This is a genomic window from Crossiella sp. CA-258035, from assembly GCF_030064675.1.
Lineage (GTDB): Bacteria > Actinomycetota > Actinomycetes > Mycobacteriales > Pseudonocardiaceae > Crossiella.
This window is the reverse complement of sequence record NZ_CP116413.1, coordinates 7,598,476-7,613,534: the sequence shown is the minus strand read 5'-3', so window position 1 is coordinate 7,613,534 and position 15,059 is coordinate 7,598,476. Positions and strand designations below refer to the sequence as shown.

The following is a 15,059-nucleotide window of genomic DNA, read 5'->3' as shown; positions in this document are numbered from 1 at the left end:
CACGACACACCACCGCGCCCGTCTCCCGGGGTCGGGTGACGGGCGCGGCAGCGGGTTGCGCAAGCGCTTACTTGATGTGCACCACGGGACAGGTCAGCGTCCTGGTGATGCCGTCGACGGCCTGCACCTGGGCGACCACCAGCTGGCCGAGGTCATCAACGGTGTCCGCCTCCGCGCGCACGATCACGTCGTAGGGCCCGGTCACGTCCTCGGAAGTGATCACCCCGGGTATCCCGCCGATGCGTTCGGCCACGGCGGCGGCTTTGCCGACCTCGGTCTGGATGAGGATGTAAGCCTGGACCACGGCGTGCCCCTTCGTCTCGACCGCTGTGCTCGGGGTAGGAATCGTGGGCAGAACTTACCCCAGAGGGGGAAGCAAAGCGTGGATCTGGAGGTCCCTTTGTGCCCGGAGCCGCCGCAGAGTGCGGACACCGTCGCCGATCTGGGTGAGTTCGGGCTTATCCGCCGGGTGACCGATGGCCGTGTGCAACCACCCAGCACACTGCTCGGCCCGGGAGACGATGCGGCGGTGGTCGCCGCGCCCGACGGACGGGTGGTCGCCTCCACGGACGTGTTGGTGGAGGGCGTGCACTTCCGATTGGACTGGTCCACTCCGGAGCAGGTCGGACGCAAGTCGGTGGCGGTGAACCTGGCCGATGTGGTGGCCATGGGCGCGGTGCCCACCGCGGTGCTGGTCGGCCTGGCCTGCCCGCCGGGGACACCGGTCGCGGTGGCCGAGGGGCTGATGGCCGGCATGTGGGAGGAGGCCCGTTTGGCCGGGGCCGGGGTGGTGGGCGGGGACATGGTCACCGCGAAGGAGTTGGTGATCTCCATCACGGCGCTCGGGCACCTGGACGGTCTGGACCCGGTGACCCGCGCCGGGGCCCGCCAGGGCGACCTGCTCGCGGTGTGCGGACGGCTCGGCTGGGCGGCCGCCGGACTGGCCGTGCTGGGCCGCGGCTTCCGCTCCCCGGTGGCGGTGGTCGGCGCCCAGCGGGTGCCGGAGCCGCCGTATGAGGCGGGCGCGCAGGCCGCCCGCGCCGGGGCCACCTCGATGATCGACGTCTCGGACGGGCTGCTGGCCGACCTGGCGCACGTGGCCGCGGCCTCCGGGGTCGGCATCGACGTGCGCACCAACGCGCTGGAGGTGCACCAGCGGCTGCTGGACGTGGCCTCCGCGCTGGGCGCCGACCCGCTGCACTGGATGCTCACCGGTGGCGAGGACCACGCGCTGGCGGCCACCTTCCCCAGCGCCGAGGCGGTGCCGGCGGACTGGACGGTGATCGGCTCGGTGGTCGCCGGACCAGGGGTGACCGTGGACGGGCGGCCCTACGAGGGTCCGGTGGGCTGGGAGCACTGGCGGCGGGAGTGAGCTCACGTAAATTGCACGGGTGGAATTGCGGATCCTTGCCTACGACCACCCCGACGCCACCGCGCTGATCGCCGAGGTGCAGCAGGAGTACGTCCTCCGCTACGGCGAGGAGGACATCACCCCGGTCGACCCGGCCGAGTTCGCCCCGCCGCGCGGGTTGTTCCTGGTCGGCTACCTCGACGGCGTGCCGGCGGTGTGCGGCGGCTGGCGCGCGCACGACTCGGACGAGCCCGGTTTCACCGACGGGGACGCCGAGCTGAAGCGGATGTACGTGGTCTCCCGTGCCCGCGGCCGCGGCCTGGCCCGGCAGCTGCTGGCCGAGCTGGAACGCCTCGCGCTGGCCGCCGGTCGCCGCCGGATGGTGCTGGAGACCGGCATCGAGCAGCCGGAGGCGATCGCGCTGTACACCTCCAGCGGCTACGCGCCGATCGCCAAGTTCGGGGTGTACGCCTGCCACGACAGCAGTCGCTGCTTCGGCAAGGAGATCGGCGTTCCGGCGGTGGCCGAGTGAACGTTAGAGTCTCGTATGGCCGTCTACGCGCTTGGTGACCTGGAACCGGTAATCCACGAGACCGCCTACGTGCATCCCGACGCGGTCGTGATCGGGAACGTCACGCTCGGCCCGCAGGTCTCGGTCTGGCCCACCGCGGTGCTCCGCGGCGACTACGGCCGGATCGAGGTGGGTGAGCGGTCGAACGTGCAGGACGGCACGATCATCCACTGCACCCCGATCCACCCCACCCTGATCGGCGCCGGGTGCGTGGTCGGGCACAACGTGCACATCGAGGGCGCCACCATCGGCGACGGCTGCCTGATCGGCTCCGGCTCGGTGGTGCTCAACGGCGCGGTGGTCGAGGATGGCGCGATCGTCGGCGCGGGCGCGGTGGTCTCGCACAACGGCCACGTCCCCGCCCGCAGGCTCGCTGTCGGCGTGCCCGCCAAGGTCAAGCCCGACTTCGAGGTGCCGGAGAACGCCGTGCAGCCCGGGGTGGACATGTACGTGGCGAACATCAAGATCTACCGGGATGGTCTGCGCCGGTTGGACTGACAGCCGTACGGGTGACGCCCTTCCGGCTGCTCCCGGCCGCCCGCCCACGGGCGTAGGGTTGATCGTGGGCGGGCATTGGCCTGCTCGGCACTGTTCGATGTTTCTGGGGGCAGGAACATGTTGTCGATGTACGCGCGCATGGGCGCGCAACTGGAGAACACCGAGTCCAGGCCGGCTCTGGCGTTGCAGCGCTTCACCATGCGCGGCGACCAGGTGCTGGCCGATGTCGTGCTGGCCGATCCGGCCACCGCCGCGCCGCTGGTGGCACTGCCGATCGGCGCGGTCAACGAACACCTGCCGGTGCACCGGGCGGTCCCGGTCACTGTGCACGGCGTGCCCGCGGCCGGCGCGCGGCTCAGCGTCCGGCTGGGCAACGGGGACGAGCTGCCCGCCTGCGTGGCCGCCCGGACCAGGCGGATCCAGCCGAGGCTGGTCGAGCTGAACCCCGGCTGCCCGCCGCGGCCACCGGCCGACGGCAGGCACTGGCAGGCCGCGTACGCGGTGCCGGTGATCGGCAGCCACGGCCGCTGCCTGGTGCTGGGCGACCCGGCCACCGGCGGCCCGGTCGCCGCGGCCGAACTGCGCGATGTGGCGGCCCGGCAGCTGGTGGCCGCCGAGGCGGTGCTGGTGGGCTACGACCCGGCCGAGCACGCCGGCCTGGCCGCCGCGGTGGCCGGGGACGCCGCCGCGCTGCTGCTGCGGGCCTGGCCGGGGCCGTTGCCGTTGCGGCACCGGCAGCTCCGGCTGCGGCGACGCACGGTGAGCGCCTGACCCACTGGGTGACGCCTGGCGGCTCGTCGCTAGGGTCACGTTCCGTGGTTGGACGTCCGCTGCACGAGATCATGGAAGCCGGTTGGGCCAAGGCGCTCGACCCGGTGGCCGACCGGATCGGCTCGATGGGGGAGTTCCTCCGGGAGGAGATCGCCGCAGGCCGGAAGTACCTACCGGCCGGGGAGAACGTGCTACGCGCGTTCAAGCAACCCTTCGCCGACGTGCGGGTGCTCATCGTCGGCCAGGACCCCTACCCGACGCCGGGGCACGCCATCGGCCTGTCCTTCTCGGTGGCCGCCGACGTGCGCCCGCTGCCCAAGAGCCTGATCAACATCTACCGCGAGTACGTCGAGGACCTCGGCTTCCCGCCGCCGCCCAACGGCGACCTGTCGCCGTGGACCGAGCGCGGTGTGCTGCTGCTCAACCGGTCGCTGACGGTGGCGCCGGGCAGGCCGGCCTCGCACCGCGGCAAGGGCTGGGAGCAGGTCACCGAGGAGGCGATCAAGGCGCTGGCGGCCAGGGGCACCCCGCTGGTGGCCATCCTCTGGGGCCGGGACGCCCGCGAGCTGAAGCCACTGCTGGACGGCGTGCCCTGCATCGAGTCGGCACACCCGTCGCCGATGTCGGCCGACCGCGGCTTCTTCGGCTCCCGCCCGTTCAGCCGCGCCAACCAGCTCCTGACCGAACAGGGCGCGGCCCCCGTCGACTGGCAGCTCTGACCCCCAGCCCGAGTGTTGGCCGAACTCGTACCCGGTGTTGGCCGAACTCGGACGCCATGTTGGCCGGAGTGGAGCGCTCAGGACGGATCGAGCGTGCCACTCTGGCCAAGACCCCGTACAAGATCGGCCAACACGGCGTACGAGTTCGGCCAACACGGCGGTGGGTTGAGACAGCACGAGGCCCGGATCACGAGATGTGATCCGGGCCTCGTGGCCAAGCTTGCGGCGTGAGTCAGCCGCGGGCGACCTTGCCCGCCTTGAGGCAGGAGGTGCACACGTTCAGGCGCTTGCGCTGCGACAGGCCGATCTTCGCGCGCACGGTCTGAATGTTCGGGTTCCACCGGCGGTTGGTACGCCGGTGGGAGTGCGAGACCGACTTGCCGAAGCCCGGCCCCTTGCTACAGACGTCGCAAACGGCAGCCACGTCGACACTCCTTACACGTTGTTCTACAGAAGTCCGCGATGCCAGCTGGCACAGACGGCAGTGAGCCCAAGCCGAGCCGGGCAACCCCGACAGCGTATCTGGTCGGCATCCGCGCAACCAAACTGGCCCACCCACTAGTCTCGCTGCCAACATCCAGAGGAGGGCGGCCGCAGGTGTTGCAGGTGCTGGACGCGGTCGCTGTGCGGGGTTGGGCCGTTGCCTGTGTCGAGGCGCTGGCCGCCGACCGCGAGGCGATCGACCGGATCAACGTCTTCCCGGTGCCCGACGGCGACACCGGCAGCAACCTGCTGCACACCATGCGCGCCGCGCTGGACACGCTGACCGACTCGGCCGCGGCCGACGGCGGGGCGGCGCTGGCCGCGCTGGCCAAGGGCGCGCTGGCCGGGGCGCGCGGGAACTCCGGGGTGATCCTGTCCCAGGTGCTGCGCGGGCTGGCCGAGGCGCTGCGCCAGGACGGCACGCTCACCGGGCCCGCGCTCAAGGACGGGCTGAGGCTGGCCGACCGGCTGGCCACCGCCGCGGTCAGCGAACCGGCGCCGGGCACCGTGCTCACCGTCATGCACGCCGCGGCCGAGGCCGCCACCGCCGCGGGCGAAAGCCTGGAGCAGGTCGCCTTCGCGGCCAGCACCGCCGCGGCCGAGGCGCTGGCCCGCACGCCCAGCCAGCTGCCCGCGCTGGCCCGCGCCGGGGTGGTCGACGCCGGTGGCCGCGGCCTGCTGGTGCTGCTGGAGACGCTGACCGCGGTGGTCACCGGCCTGCCGCTGCCCCCGTCCACCCGGTTCGACGCGCTGGTCCGCCGGGGCAAGGCCGAGCTGCAGGCCACCCGCGAGGCCGGGTCGGCCGAGTTCGACTACGAGGTCATGTACCTGCTCGACGGCACCGACGAGACGCGCACCGCCGCGCTGCGCGCCCGGCTGGGCGAGCTGGGCGACTGCGTCTCGGTGGTCTCCGACGGCGCCGGGCTGTGGACGGTGCACGTGCACTGCCAGGACGTCGGCGCCGCCATCGAGGCCGGGGTGGAGGCGGGCCGCCCGCACCGGATCACCGTGATCCGCTTCGCCGACCAGCTGCCCACCGAGCCCACCGGCCTGCTCCGCGACCGCGCGGTGGTGGTGCTGGCCGACGGCGAGGGGCTGGCCGAGCTGTTCCGCGGCGAGGGCGCGGTGGTCTGCCAGTGGACCGGGCAGCGGCCGACCGCGGCCGAGCTGCTGGCCACGCTCACCGGCGCGGGCGCCAAGCACATCGTGGTGCTGCCCAACGACGCCGAGCTGACCGTGATCGCCGAGGACGCCGCCGAGCACGCCATGCGCTCCGGCTACGACGTGGTCGTGGTGCCCACCGCCTCCCCGGTGCAGGGCCTGGCCGCGCTGGCCGTGCACGACCCGCAGCGGCGGCACGGCGACGACGTGGTGGCCATGGCCGAGGCGGCCGCGGCCACCCGGCGCGGCGAGCTGGCCGTGGCCGAGGAGGACGCGATCACCTGGGCCGGTCGCTGCCGGCCGGGCGACCTGCTCGGCATGATCGACCGCGAGGTGGTGCTGATCGGCTCCCGGCCCGCCGAGGCGGTGTGCGAGCTGCTGGACCGGATGTTGTCGGCGGGCGGCGAGCTGGTCACCCTGCTGCTCGGCGAGTCCGCCCCGCCGGAGCTGGTCGGCGAGGTCGAGGAGCACCTGCGCCGGGCGCACCCCGAGGTCGACCTGGCCTCGTACCCGGGTGGCTCGCGCGGCGCGATGGTGTTGCTGGGCATCGAATAGTCGGACCCACGCGGTTGAATGGACGGCGATGACCACCTTCGACGACCGGCTGGACCACGTGCTCGGCGCGAAGACCGCCGAGGCCCTGGACAAAGGCCTGAACCTGCGCACCGTCGGCGACCTGCTCCGGCACTACCCGCGCCGCTACGCCGAGCGCGGCGAGCTGACCAGCATCGCCGGGCTGGAGATCGGCGAGCACGCCACCGTGCTGGCCGAGGTCCGCTCGACCACGGTGCGCCGGATGAAGACCAAGTACGGCTCGATCGTGGAGTCCACGATCACCGACGGCCAGCGCGCGATGACCATCGCCTTCTTCAACCAGCCGCACCGGGCCAAGGACCTCGTGGTCGGCAAGCGCGGGCTGTTCGCGGGCAAGGTCACCTCCTTCAACGGCGCGCTGCAGCTGGCCCACCCCGACTACAAGCTGCTGGCCGAGAACGAGGACGACTCGGTGGCCGACGAGTTCGCCCGCGGCCTGATCCCGGTCTACCCGGCCAGCAAGGGCATCGAGTCCTGGGTGGTGGAGAAGTGCGTGCGCCAGGTCCTGGACCAGTGGGACGGCGCGGAGGACCCGCTGCCGGAGGCGGTGCGCGCCCGGCACGGCCTCGGTGACCTGTCCGCCTCGCTGCGCAAGGTGCACCGGCCGGCCGACTGGGGCGAGGTGACCAGCGCGCGCAACCGGCTCAAGTGGGACGAGGCGCTGGCGGTGCAGCTGGTGCTGGCCCAGCGCCGGATCGTCTCCGGCGCCCGCCCGGCCCCGCGCTGCCCGGCCAGGCCCGGCGGGGTGCTGGCCGAGTTCGACACCCGGCTGCCGTTCCAGCTCACCGCGGGCCAGCAGGAGGTCGGCGAGGCGGTGGCCCGCGACCTCTCCGGCGAGCACCCGATGAACCGGCTGCTGCAGGGCGAGGTCGGCTCCGGCAAGACCATCGTCGCGCTGCGGGCCATGCTCCAGGTGGTGGACGCGGGCAGGCAGGCCGCCATGCTCGCGCCGACCGAGGTGCTGGCCGCCCAGCACGCCCGCTCGCTGGCCGAGATGCTGGGCGAGCTGGCCCGCGCCGGTGAGCTGGGCGCGCCGGAGCACGCCACCAGGGTCACCCTGCTCACCGGTTCGATGAGCACCAAGGAGCGCAAGCAGGCGATGCTGGACATCGCCTCCGGCGCGGCCGGGATCGTGGTCGGCACGCACGCGCTGATCCAGGACAAGGTCTCCTTCGCCGACCTGGGCCTGGTCGTGGTGGACGAGCAGCACCGCTTCGGCGTGGAGCAGCGGGACGCGCTGCGCACCAGGGCCGGCGAGGGCGTCAGCCCGCACGTGCTGGTCATGACCGCCACCCCGATCCCGCGCACGGTGGCCATGACCGTCTACGGCGACCTGGAGGTCTCCGCGCTGCGCGAGCTGCCCAGGGGCCGCTCGCCGATCAGCACCACGGTGGTGCCGGTGGCGGAGAAACCGGCCTGGCTGGACCGGGTGTGGCAGCGCATCACCGAGGAGGTCCGCGCCGGTCACCAGGCTTATGTGGTCTGCCCCCGGATCGGTGAGGCGGAGGCGGAGGAGGACCTCGACGGCGCGGACGACCCGAGCCTGGAGCCGCCCAAGGAGGACAAGGGCGGCAAGAGCGACCGCCGCCCGCCCCTGGCGGTGCTGGACGTGGCCCCCGCGCTGGCCGCGGGACCGCTGGCCGGGCTCAACGTCGGCATCCTGCACGGCCGCCTCGCGCCGGAGGACAAGGACGCGGTGATGCGCGGCTTCGCCGACGGCAAGGTGCAGGTGCTGGTGGCCACCACGGTGGTCGAGGTCGGCGTGAACGTGCCCAACGCGACCGTGATGGCGATCATGGACGCGGACCGCTTCGGCGTCAGCCAGCTGCACCAGCTGCGCGGCCGGGTCGGCCGGGGCAGCGCGCCCGGGCTGTGCCTGCTGGTCTCCGAGGCCCTCGGCGGCACCGCCACCAGGGAACGCCTGGACGCGGTCGCGGCCACCACCGACGGCTTCGAGCTGGCCCAGATGGACCTGGAGCTGCGCCGCGAGGGCGACATCCTGGGCGCGGCCCAGTCCGGGGCCAAGTCCACGCTGAAGATGCTCTCGCTGCTGCGCGACGAGGAGGTCATCGCGACCGCGCGCACCGAGGCGGTGCAGCTGCTGACCGAGGACCCCGAGCTGCGCGGCTACCCGGGACTGGCCTCGCTGCTCAAGTCGGTGGTGGACGCGGAGAAGGCGGAGTACCTGGAGAAGGCCTAGCGCACCGGCCAGATCCGGATCACCCAGGACTCGATGCCGTGCGCGTAGGAGCCGGGCCCGAGCGCCCGCACCTCGGTCCGCCCGCGCGCGCTCGCGTCGATCCGGTAGCGGCCCGGCGCGGGCAGGGCCAGCCGGGCCGGTTCACTGACCGTGAGCACCGGCCCGAGCACCAGCTCCGCGCTGCCCGCCAGGATGTCCACCCGGCCCTGGGCGTCGAAGCCGTCCTCCGGCGTGCCGGGCTCGGCGTCCCAGAGCTCGGCCCGCACCGCCGCGTAGTGGCCGGACTCCGCACTGCGGAACACCGCGTGCCCCAGGTCGGCGTGCACCAGCTGCTCGTCCACCGGCTCCGGTGGCGCCAGCGGCTCCGGGCCGCGGGCGTCGTGCAGGGTGAAGTACCGCTGCTCCACCAGCACGGACTGGGCGATGCTGGACACGACCTTCGCCATCTCGACCCTCTGCTCGTCCGGACTCGGCGTTACTCGGGTGGCCACTGTGCGCGACCGGCACTGGCGGGTCAACGTCACGGCGCCGTGACCGGAGGTTTTGCGCGCAGGAACGACCAGGGACCCGTTCGCGGTTGAACACCCGGCTCGTGCGGGAGCGCGTCCACACCCGCATCCCTTGGCCCGGTGCTGTCACGGGCAGGTCCGGAGCGTGGTGTTTCGGGCAGGCCCCCAGCTGGGCAATATAGGCGAAACATGCTGTGAACAGCGCAAACGTCGGCGATCAAGCCACGCACGGGCCGGTTTGCGCACATCGGGGGAGACGCCCGTCACCTGAGATGGTTCTCCCGACTGGCGGGAGTGCCGCGATACGGTGCTCCGGCTGGCCTGTCCGCCACCAGGAGGAGCTGGTTATGTTCCGGAAGGTCCTTGTCGCCAACCGCGGCGAGATCGCTATCCGCGCGTTCCGCGCGGCGTACGAGCTCGGCGCAGGCACCGTGGCCGTCTTCCCGCATGAGGACCGCAACTCCCTGCACCGGCTCAAGGCCGATGAGGCCTATGAGATCGGAGACCCAGGGCACCCGGTGCGGGCCTACCTGTCAGTGGATGAGGTGATCAAGGCCGCGCGCAAGGCAGGCGCGGACGCGATCTACCCCGGCTACGGCTTCCTCTCCGAGAACCCCGAGCTGGCCCAGGCCTGCCGGGAAGCGGGGATCACCTTCGTCGGGCCCACGCCCGAGGTGCTCCAGCTGACCGGCAACAAGGCCCGCGCCATCGCCGCCGCCCGCGAGGCCGGACTGCCCGTGCTGGGCTCCTCCGCGCCCTCGTCCGATGTGGACGAACTGCTGGCCGCCGCCGAGCAGGTCGGGTTCCCGGTCTTCGTCAAGGCCGTCGCCGGTGGCGGCGGGCGCGGTATGCGCAGGGTCGAGCAGCCGGAGGCGCTGCGCGAGGCCCTGGAGGCCGCGATGCGGGAGGCCGAGTCGGCCTTCGGCGACGCCACGGTGTTCCTGGAGCAGGCCGTGGTCGAGCCGCGGCACATCGAGGTGCAGATCCTCGCCGACGGCGCCGGCAACGTGATCCACCTGTTCGAGCGCGACTGCTCGGTGCAGCGACGGCACCAGAAGGTCATCGAGATCGCGCCCGCGCCCAACCTCGATCCCGCGCTGCGCGAGAAGATCTGCGCGGACGCGGTGGCCTTCGCCCGCCAGATCGGCTACGTCAACGCCGGCACCGTGGAGTTCCTGCTGGACCGGCAGGGCAAGCACGTCTTCATCGAGATGAACCCGCGCATCCAGGTCGAGCACACGGTGACCGAGGAGGTCACCGACGTCGACCTGGTGCAGGCGCAGCTCCGGATCGCCTCCGGGGAGACGCTGGCCGACCTCGGCCTGTCCCAGGAGAACGTGGTGCTGCACGGCGCCGCGTTGCAGTGCCGGATCACCACCGAGGACCCGGCCAACGGCTTCCGCCCGGACACCGGCCGGATCACCGCCTACCGCTCGCCTGGCGGTTCCGGCGTGCGGCTGGACGGCGGCACCACCTTCGCCGGCACCGCGATCTCGGCGCACTTCGACTCGATGCTGGTCAAGCTGAGCTGCCGGGGCCGCAACTTCGGCGTCGCGGTGGCCAAGGCCCGCCGCGCGGTGGCCGAGTTCCGCATCCGCGGCGTGTCCACCAACATCCCGTTCCTGCAGGCGGTGCTGGACGACGTCGACTTCCAGGAAGGCCGGGTCACCACCTCCTTCATCGAGCAGCGCCCGCACCTGCTCACCGCGCGGCACTCCGCCGACCGCGGCACCCGGCTGCTCACCTACCTGGCCGACGTCACGGTCAACAAGCCCAACGGCGCACGTCCGTCCACAGTGGACCCGGCGCAGAAGCTGCCGTTCGCCGACCTCAACGCCACCCCGCCGGCCGGCACCCGGCAGAAGCTGCTGGAGCTCGGCCCGCGCGGCTTCGCGGACTGGCTGCGCGCCAGCTCCGCGGTCGGCGTCACCGACACCACCTTCCGCGACGCGCACCAGTCGCTGCTGGCCACCAGGGTGCGCTCCAAGGACCTGCTCGCGGTCGCCCCGCACGTGGCGCGGCTGACCCCGGAGCTGTTCTCCCTGGAGTGCTGGGGCGGCGCGACCTACGACGTGGCGCTGCGCTTCCTGGCCGAGGACCCGTGGGAGCGGCTGGCCGCGCTGCGCGAGACCGTGCCCAACATCTGCCTGCAGATGCTGCTGCGCGGCCGCAACACCGTCGGCTACACGCCCTACCCGGAGGCGGTCACCCAGGCCTTCGTGGAGGAGGCCACCGCCACCGGCATCGACATCTTCCGGATCTTCGACGCGCTCAACGACGTCGAGCAGATGATCCCGGCGATCCGCGCGGTGGCCGACACCGGCACCGCGGTGGCCGAGGTCGCGCTCTGCTACACCGCCGACCTGTCCGACCCGAACGAGAAGCTCTACACCCTGGACTACTACCTGCGGCTGGCCGAGCAGATGGTCACCGCGGGCGCGCACATCCTGTGCGTCAAGGACATGGCCGGACTGCTCCGCCCGCCCGCCGCGGCCACCCTGGTCTCCGCGCTGCGCAAGGAGTTCGACCTGCCGGTGCACCTGCACACCCACGACACCCCTGGCGGCCAGCTGGCCACCTACACCGCCGCGATCGCGGCCGGGGTGGACGCGGTGGACGGCGCGGCCGCGTCCATGGCCGGCACCACCTCCCAGCCGGCGCTGTCCGCGATCGTCGCGGCCACCGACCACACCGAACGGGCGACCGGCCTGGACCTGCGCGCGGTGTGCGACCTGGAGCCGTACTGGGAGGCGGTCCGGCGGATCTACGCCCCGTTCGAGTCCGGCCTGCCCTCGCCGACCGGCCGGGTGTACAGCCACGAGATCCCCGGCGGCCAGCTGTCCAACCTGCGCCAGCAGGCCATCGCACTGGGCCTGGGCGAGAAGTTCGAGGCCATCGAGGCCACCTACGCCGCCGCGGACCGGATGCTGGGCCGCCTGGTCAAGGTGACCCCGTCCTCCAAGGTCGTCGGCGACCTGGCCCTGCACCTGGTGGGCGCCGGGGTCTCGCCCGAGGAGTTCGAGGAGGACCCCGGCCGCTTCGACATCCCGGACTCGGTGATCGGCTTCCTCTCCGGCGAGCTGGGCGACCCGCCCGGCGGCTGGCCGGAACCCTTCCGCACCAAGGCACTGGCCGGCCGCACCGCCCCGCGCCGGGTCGCCGAGCTCACCGACGACGACCGCCGCGGCCTGGAGTCCGACCGCCGCCAGACCCTGAACCGCCTGCTCTTCCCCGCCCCCGCCAGGGAGTTCACCGCCCACCGGGAGGCATACGGCGACACCAGCGTGCTGCGCAGCAAGGACTTCTTCTACGGCCTGCGCCCGGGCGAGGAGTACTCGGTCGACCTGGAACCCGGCGTCCGCCTGCTCATCGGCCTGGAGGCCATCGGCGAGGCCGACGACCGCGGCATGCGCACCGTGATGGCCACCCTCAACGGCCAGCTCCGCCCGATCGCGGTCCGCGACCGCTCGGTCGCCGCGGACGTGCCAGCCGCGGAGAAGGCCGACCGCGGCAACGCCGACCACGTGCCCGCCCCGTTCGCCGGGGTGGTCACGCTGACCGTGGCCGAGGGCGACCAGGTCGAGTCCGGCCAGACCGTGGCCACCATCGAGGCGATGAAGATGGAGGCCGCCATCACCTCGCCGAAGGCGGGCACGGTCAAGCGCCTGGCCATCGGCAAGGTCCAGCAGGTCGAAGGCGGCGACCTGCTGATCGAGCTCGGCTGATCCCACTCTCCCCTGGTCCCGACCCCCACCCGGAGGCCGGAACCAGGGGAGAGTTCTGTCTCCCCCTCGCCGTGTTGGCCGAACTCGTACGCCGTGTTGGCCGTTGCGGTACGGGGTGTTGGCCCCTGTCGTACGCCGGGACCGCCCGGATGCTCCACAACGGCCAAGACCGGGTACGAGATCGGCCAACACTCCGGCCTGGAACGGGCGGGGGGCTGGGTGGGCGATGATGGTGGCGTGACGCGGATTGTGGCTGGGGTGGCTGGTGGGCGGCGGTTGAGCGTGCCGCCGAAGGGGACGCGGCCGACCTCGGAGCGGGTGCGGGAGGCGTTGTTCAGCGCGCTGGAGGCGGCGGTGGACCTGGAGGGCGCGCGGGTGCTCGACCTCTACGCCGGGTCGGGGGCGCTGGGGCTGGAGGCGTTGTCGCGCGGGGCGGGGCACGCGCTGTTCGTGGAGTCCGACCGGCGGGCCGCGGAGGTGCTGCGCGGGAACGTCGCGGCGGTCGGCCTGCGCGGCGCGGAGGTGCGGGCGGCGGCGGTGGGCAGCGTGCTCGGGCTGGCCGCGCCGGCGCCCTATGACGTGGTCCTGGCCGATCCGCCCTACGCGGTGGACGCGGCGGCGCTGAGTGCGGCGCTGGCGGCGCTGGTGGCTAACGGATGGGTCACGAACGGGTCGCTGGTGCTGGTGGAGCGGGCGGCGCGGGACGGGGGCCTCGAGTGGCCGGAACCGCTGGTCGGACTGCGTAGCCGCAAGTACGGCGACACCGCCGTGCACTGGGCCCAGTGGCCCTGACGGAGGGTGGCCTGCGAACAATCATCCGCCATCTAGCAGGGATAACGCTGGCGAACCGGGGCCTGGTCGTGACGGCGCGCAACAACAGTGCTCGGGCGTCGCTACAATGGAACGCGTGCCCAGGGTCGAGGCCCGGGATTGAAGCCCCGAGCTTCTCCGGCCCCAGGCGCTCCCCCGAATCCTGACGGCTGTGGCTGCGCGCCTCCGCCGTCTGTGATCGACCGTTGCGAAAGGGCGTACGTGGCAGCCGCAGAAACCGCAACCCAACGCTCCAGCGTCGCCAAGGCGAGCAAGTCCGCTTCAGCCCAGGCTGCTGACGCTGAGGAGACTACCACGCCGGGTACGGCGCGGAAGAGCGCTGCGAAGCCGGCCGCGGCCAAGAAGCCAGCGGCCAAAACCACCAAGGCGGCCGGGGCCAAGGCTCCGGCGAAGAAGACCGCCGCGAAGGCCGGTCCGGCTGCCAAGGGCGCCAAGGGCGCGGCCGGCAAGCCCGCCGACGGCGAGGAGCCGGGCGACCTCGAGGAGATGCCGGGCGACGAGGAGCTGGTCGACGAGGCCGACCTGGTCGTCGTCGACGAGCCGGTCGAGGAGGAGCCCGCGGAGGAGCCGCAGAAGTCGGGTGACTTCGTCTGGGACGAGGAGGAGTCCGAGGCGCTGCGGCAGGCCCGCAAGGACGCCGAGCTGACCGCCTCGGCCGACTCGGTTCGCGCCTACCTCAAGCAGATCGGCAAGGTCGCCCTCCTCAACGCCGAAGAGGAGGTCGAGCTCGCCAAGCGGATCGAGGCCGGCCTCTACGCGGTGGAGCGGCTGCGCAAGGCCGAGGAGGAAGAGGAGAAGCTTCCCTCCCAGCTGCGCCGCGACCTGCGCTGGATCGTGCGCGACGGGGAGAAGGCCAAGAACCACCTGCTCGGCGCGAACCTCCGGCTCGTGGTCTCGCTGGCCAAGCGCTACACCGGTCGTGGCATGGCGTTCCTGGACCTGATCCAGGAGGGCAACCTGGGCCTGATCCGCGCGGTGGAGAAGTTCGACTACACCAAGGGCTTCAAGTTCTCCACCTACGCCACGTGGTGGATCCGTCAGGCCATCACCCGCGCCATGGCCGACCAGGCCCGCACCATCCGCATCCCGGTGCACATGGTGGAAGTGATCAACAAGCTCGGCCGCATACAGCGTGAGCTGCTCCAGGACCTCGGCCGCGAGCCCACCCCCGAAGAGCTCGCCAAGGAAATGGACATCACGCCGGAGAAGGTCCTGGAGATCCAGCAGTACGCCCGCGAACCGATCTCGCTGGATCAGACCATCGGCGATGAGGGTGACTCCCAGCTCGGTGACTTCATCGAGGACTCCGAGGCCGTCGTCGCGGTGGATGCGGTGTCGTTCACGCTGTTGCAGGACCAGCTCCAGTCGGTGCTGGCCACCCTGTCCGAGCGTGAGGCCGGGGTGGTGCGGCTGCGGTTCGGGCTCACCGACGGCCAGCCCCGCACGCTGGATGAGATCGGCCAGGTCTACGGGGTGACCCGGGAGCGGATCCGGCAGATCGAGTCCAAGACGATGTCCAAACTGCGGCACCCCTCGCGGTCCCAGGTCCTGCGCGACTACCTGGACTGATCGCCCGGAACAGCCGTCACAGGGCCTGCCGCCGAACGTCGGGGCAGGCCCTGTGGCATTTCCCACCAACGGGTCCG

The 15,059-nt window shown here is 72.4% G+C and carries 13 protein-coding genes; 10 read left to right on the top strand and 3 right to left on the bottom strand.

Annotation, left to right across the window (positions count from 1 at the left end; translation table 11 throughout):
* Positions 1-67 precede the first annotated feature (67 nt).
* Positions 68-304 (bottom strand): Lrp/AsnC family transcriptional regulator, encoded by a 237-nt coding sequence (locus N8J89_RS34200; protein ID WP_185009185.1) that lies wholly within the window; start codon positions 302-304, stop codon positions 68-70.
* A 96-nt stretch (positions 305-400) separates the two neighbouring features.
* Here N8J89_RS34200 and N8J89_RS34195 point away from each other — a divergent pair, with 96 nt between their 5' ends.
* The 5 genes from N8J89_RS34195 (at position 401) to N8J89_RS34175 (ending at position 3,910) form a co-directional block, all read left to right on the top strand.
* Positions 401-1,372 carry a thiamine-phosphate kinase gene (locus N8J89_RS34195; RefSeq protein WP_283666320.1) on the top strand — a complete coding sequence of 324 codons (972 nt, stop codon included), beginning with the start codon at positions 401-403 and terminating at the stop codon, positions 1,370-1,372.
* Positions 1,373-1,391: 19 nt separating this feature from the next.
* Complete coding sequence (locus N8J89_RS34190; protein WP_283661087.1) at positions 1,392-1,883, top strand: GNAT family N-acetyltransferase; 492 nt, start codon at positions 1,392-1,394, stop codon at positions 1,881-1,883.
* Positions 1,884-1,898: 15 nt separating this feature from the next.
* Complete coding sequence (locus N8J89_RS34185) at positions 1,899-2,420, top strand: gamma carbonic anhydrase family protein (protein ID WP_283661086.1); 522 nt, start codon at positions 1,899-1,901, stop codon at positions 2,418-2,420.
* 126 nt (positions 2,421-2,546) lie between these two features.
* A complete protein-coding gene (locus N8J89_RS34180; protein WP_283661085.1) occupies positions 2,547-3,191 on the top strand; it encodes a hypothetical protein in 645 nt (214 codons plus the stop codon).
* Between the two features lie 44 nt (positions 3,192-3,235).
* Positions 3,236-3,910 carry a uracil-DNA glycosylase gene (locus N8J89_RS34175; protein WP_283661084.1) on the top strand — a complete coding sequence of 225 codons (675 nt, stop codon included), beginning with the start codon at positions 3,236-3,238 and terminating at the stop codon, positions 3,908-3,910.
* A gap of 232 nt (positions 3,911-4,142) precedes the next feature.
* Here N8J89_RS34175 and rpmB read toward each other — a convergent pair whose 3' ends face one another.
* Positions 4,143-4,334 carry a 50S ribosomal protein L28 gene (gene rpmB / locus N8J89_RS34170; protein ID WP_185009173.1) on the bottom strand — a complete coding sequence of 64 codons (192 nt, stop codon included), beginning with the start codon at positions 4,332-4,334 and terminating at the stop codon, positions 4,143-4,145.
* Between the two features lie 176 nt (positions 4,335-4,510).
* Here rpmB and N8J89_RS34165 point away from each other — a divergent pair, with 176 nt between their 5' ends.
* Both N8J89_RS34165 and recG read left to right on the top strand, forming a co-directional pair.
* Complete coding sequence (locus N8J89_RS34165; protein WP_283666319.1) at positions 4,511-6,109, top strand: DAK2 domain-containing protein; 1,599 nt, start codon at positions 4,511-4,513, stop codon at positions 6,107-6,109.
* Between the two features lie 28 nt (positions 6,110-6,137).
* The gene (gene recG / locus N8J89_RS34160; protein ID WP_283661083.1) at positions 6,138-8,348 is read left to right on the top strand and encodes an ATP-dependent DNA helicase RecG; all 2,211 of its coding nucleotides are present in this window, start codon (positions 6,138-6,140) and stop codon (positions 8,346-8,348) included.
* Here recG and N8J89_RS34155 read toward each other — a convergent pair.
* Complete coding sequence (locus N8J89_RS34155) at positions 8,345-8,794, bottom strand: hypothetical protein (protein ID WP_283661082.1); 450 nt, start codon at positions 8,792-8,794, stop codon at positions 8,345-8,347. The genes recG and N8J89_RS34155 overlap by 4 nt on opposite strands.
* A 410-nt stretch (positions 8,795-9,204) precedes the next feature.
* On the opposite strand from N8J89_RS34155, the gene N8J89_RS34150 reads away from it, so the two are divergent.
* The 3 genes from N8J89_RS34150 (at position 9,205) to N8J89_RS34140 (ending at position 14,982) form a co-directional block, all read left to right on the top strand.
* A complete protein-coding gene (locus tag N8J89_RS34150; RefSeq protein ID WP_283661081.1) occupies positions 9,205-12,582 on the top strand; it encodes a pyruvate carboxylase in 3,378 nt (1,125 codons plus the stop codon).
* Between the two features lie 237 nt (positions 12,583-12,819).
* Positions 12,820-13,374: a 16S rRNA (guanine(966)-N(2))-methyltransferase RsmD gene (gene rsmD, locus N8J89_RS34145; RefSeq protein ID WP_283661080.1), complete on the top strand. Its 555-nt coding sequence runs from the start codon at positions 12,820-12,822 to the stop codon at positions 13,372-13,374.
* A gap of 240 nt (positions 13,375-13,614) precedes the next feature.
* The gene (locus tag N8J89_RS34140; protein WP_283661079.1) at positions 13,615-14,982 is read left to right on the top strand and encodes an RNA polymerase sigma factor; all 1,368 of its coding nucleotides are present in this window, start codon (positions 13,615-13,617) and stop codon (positions 14,980-14,982) included.
* Positions 14,983-15,059: the final 77 nt, after the last annotated feature.

Coding starts and splice junctions, on each gene's coding strand:
- N8J89_RS34185 (WP_283661086.1), top strand. CDS start 1,899: ATGGCCGTCTACGCGCTTGGTGACCTGGAACCGGTAATCCACGAGACC.
- N8J89_RS34180 (WP_283661085.1), top strand. CDS start 2,547: ATGTACGCGCGCATGGGCGCGCAACTGGAGAACACCGAGTCCAGGCCG.
- recG (WP_283661083.1), top strand. CDS start 6,138: ATGACCACCTTCGACGACCGGCTGGACCACGTGCTCGGCGCGAAGACC.
- N8J89_RS34155 (WP_283661082.1), bottom strand. CDS start 8,794: ATGGCGAAGGTCGTGTCCAGCATCGCCCAGTCCGTGCTGGTGGAGCAG.
- N8J89_RS34150 (WP_283661081.1), top strand. CDS start 9,205: ATGTTCCGGAAGGTCCTTGTCGCCAACCGCGGCGAGATCGCTATCCGC.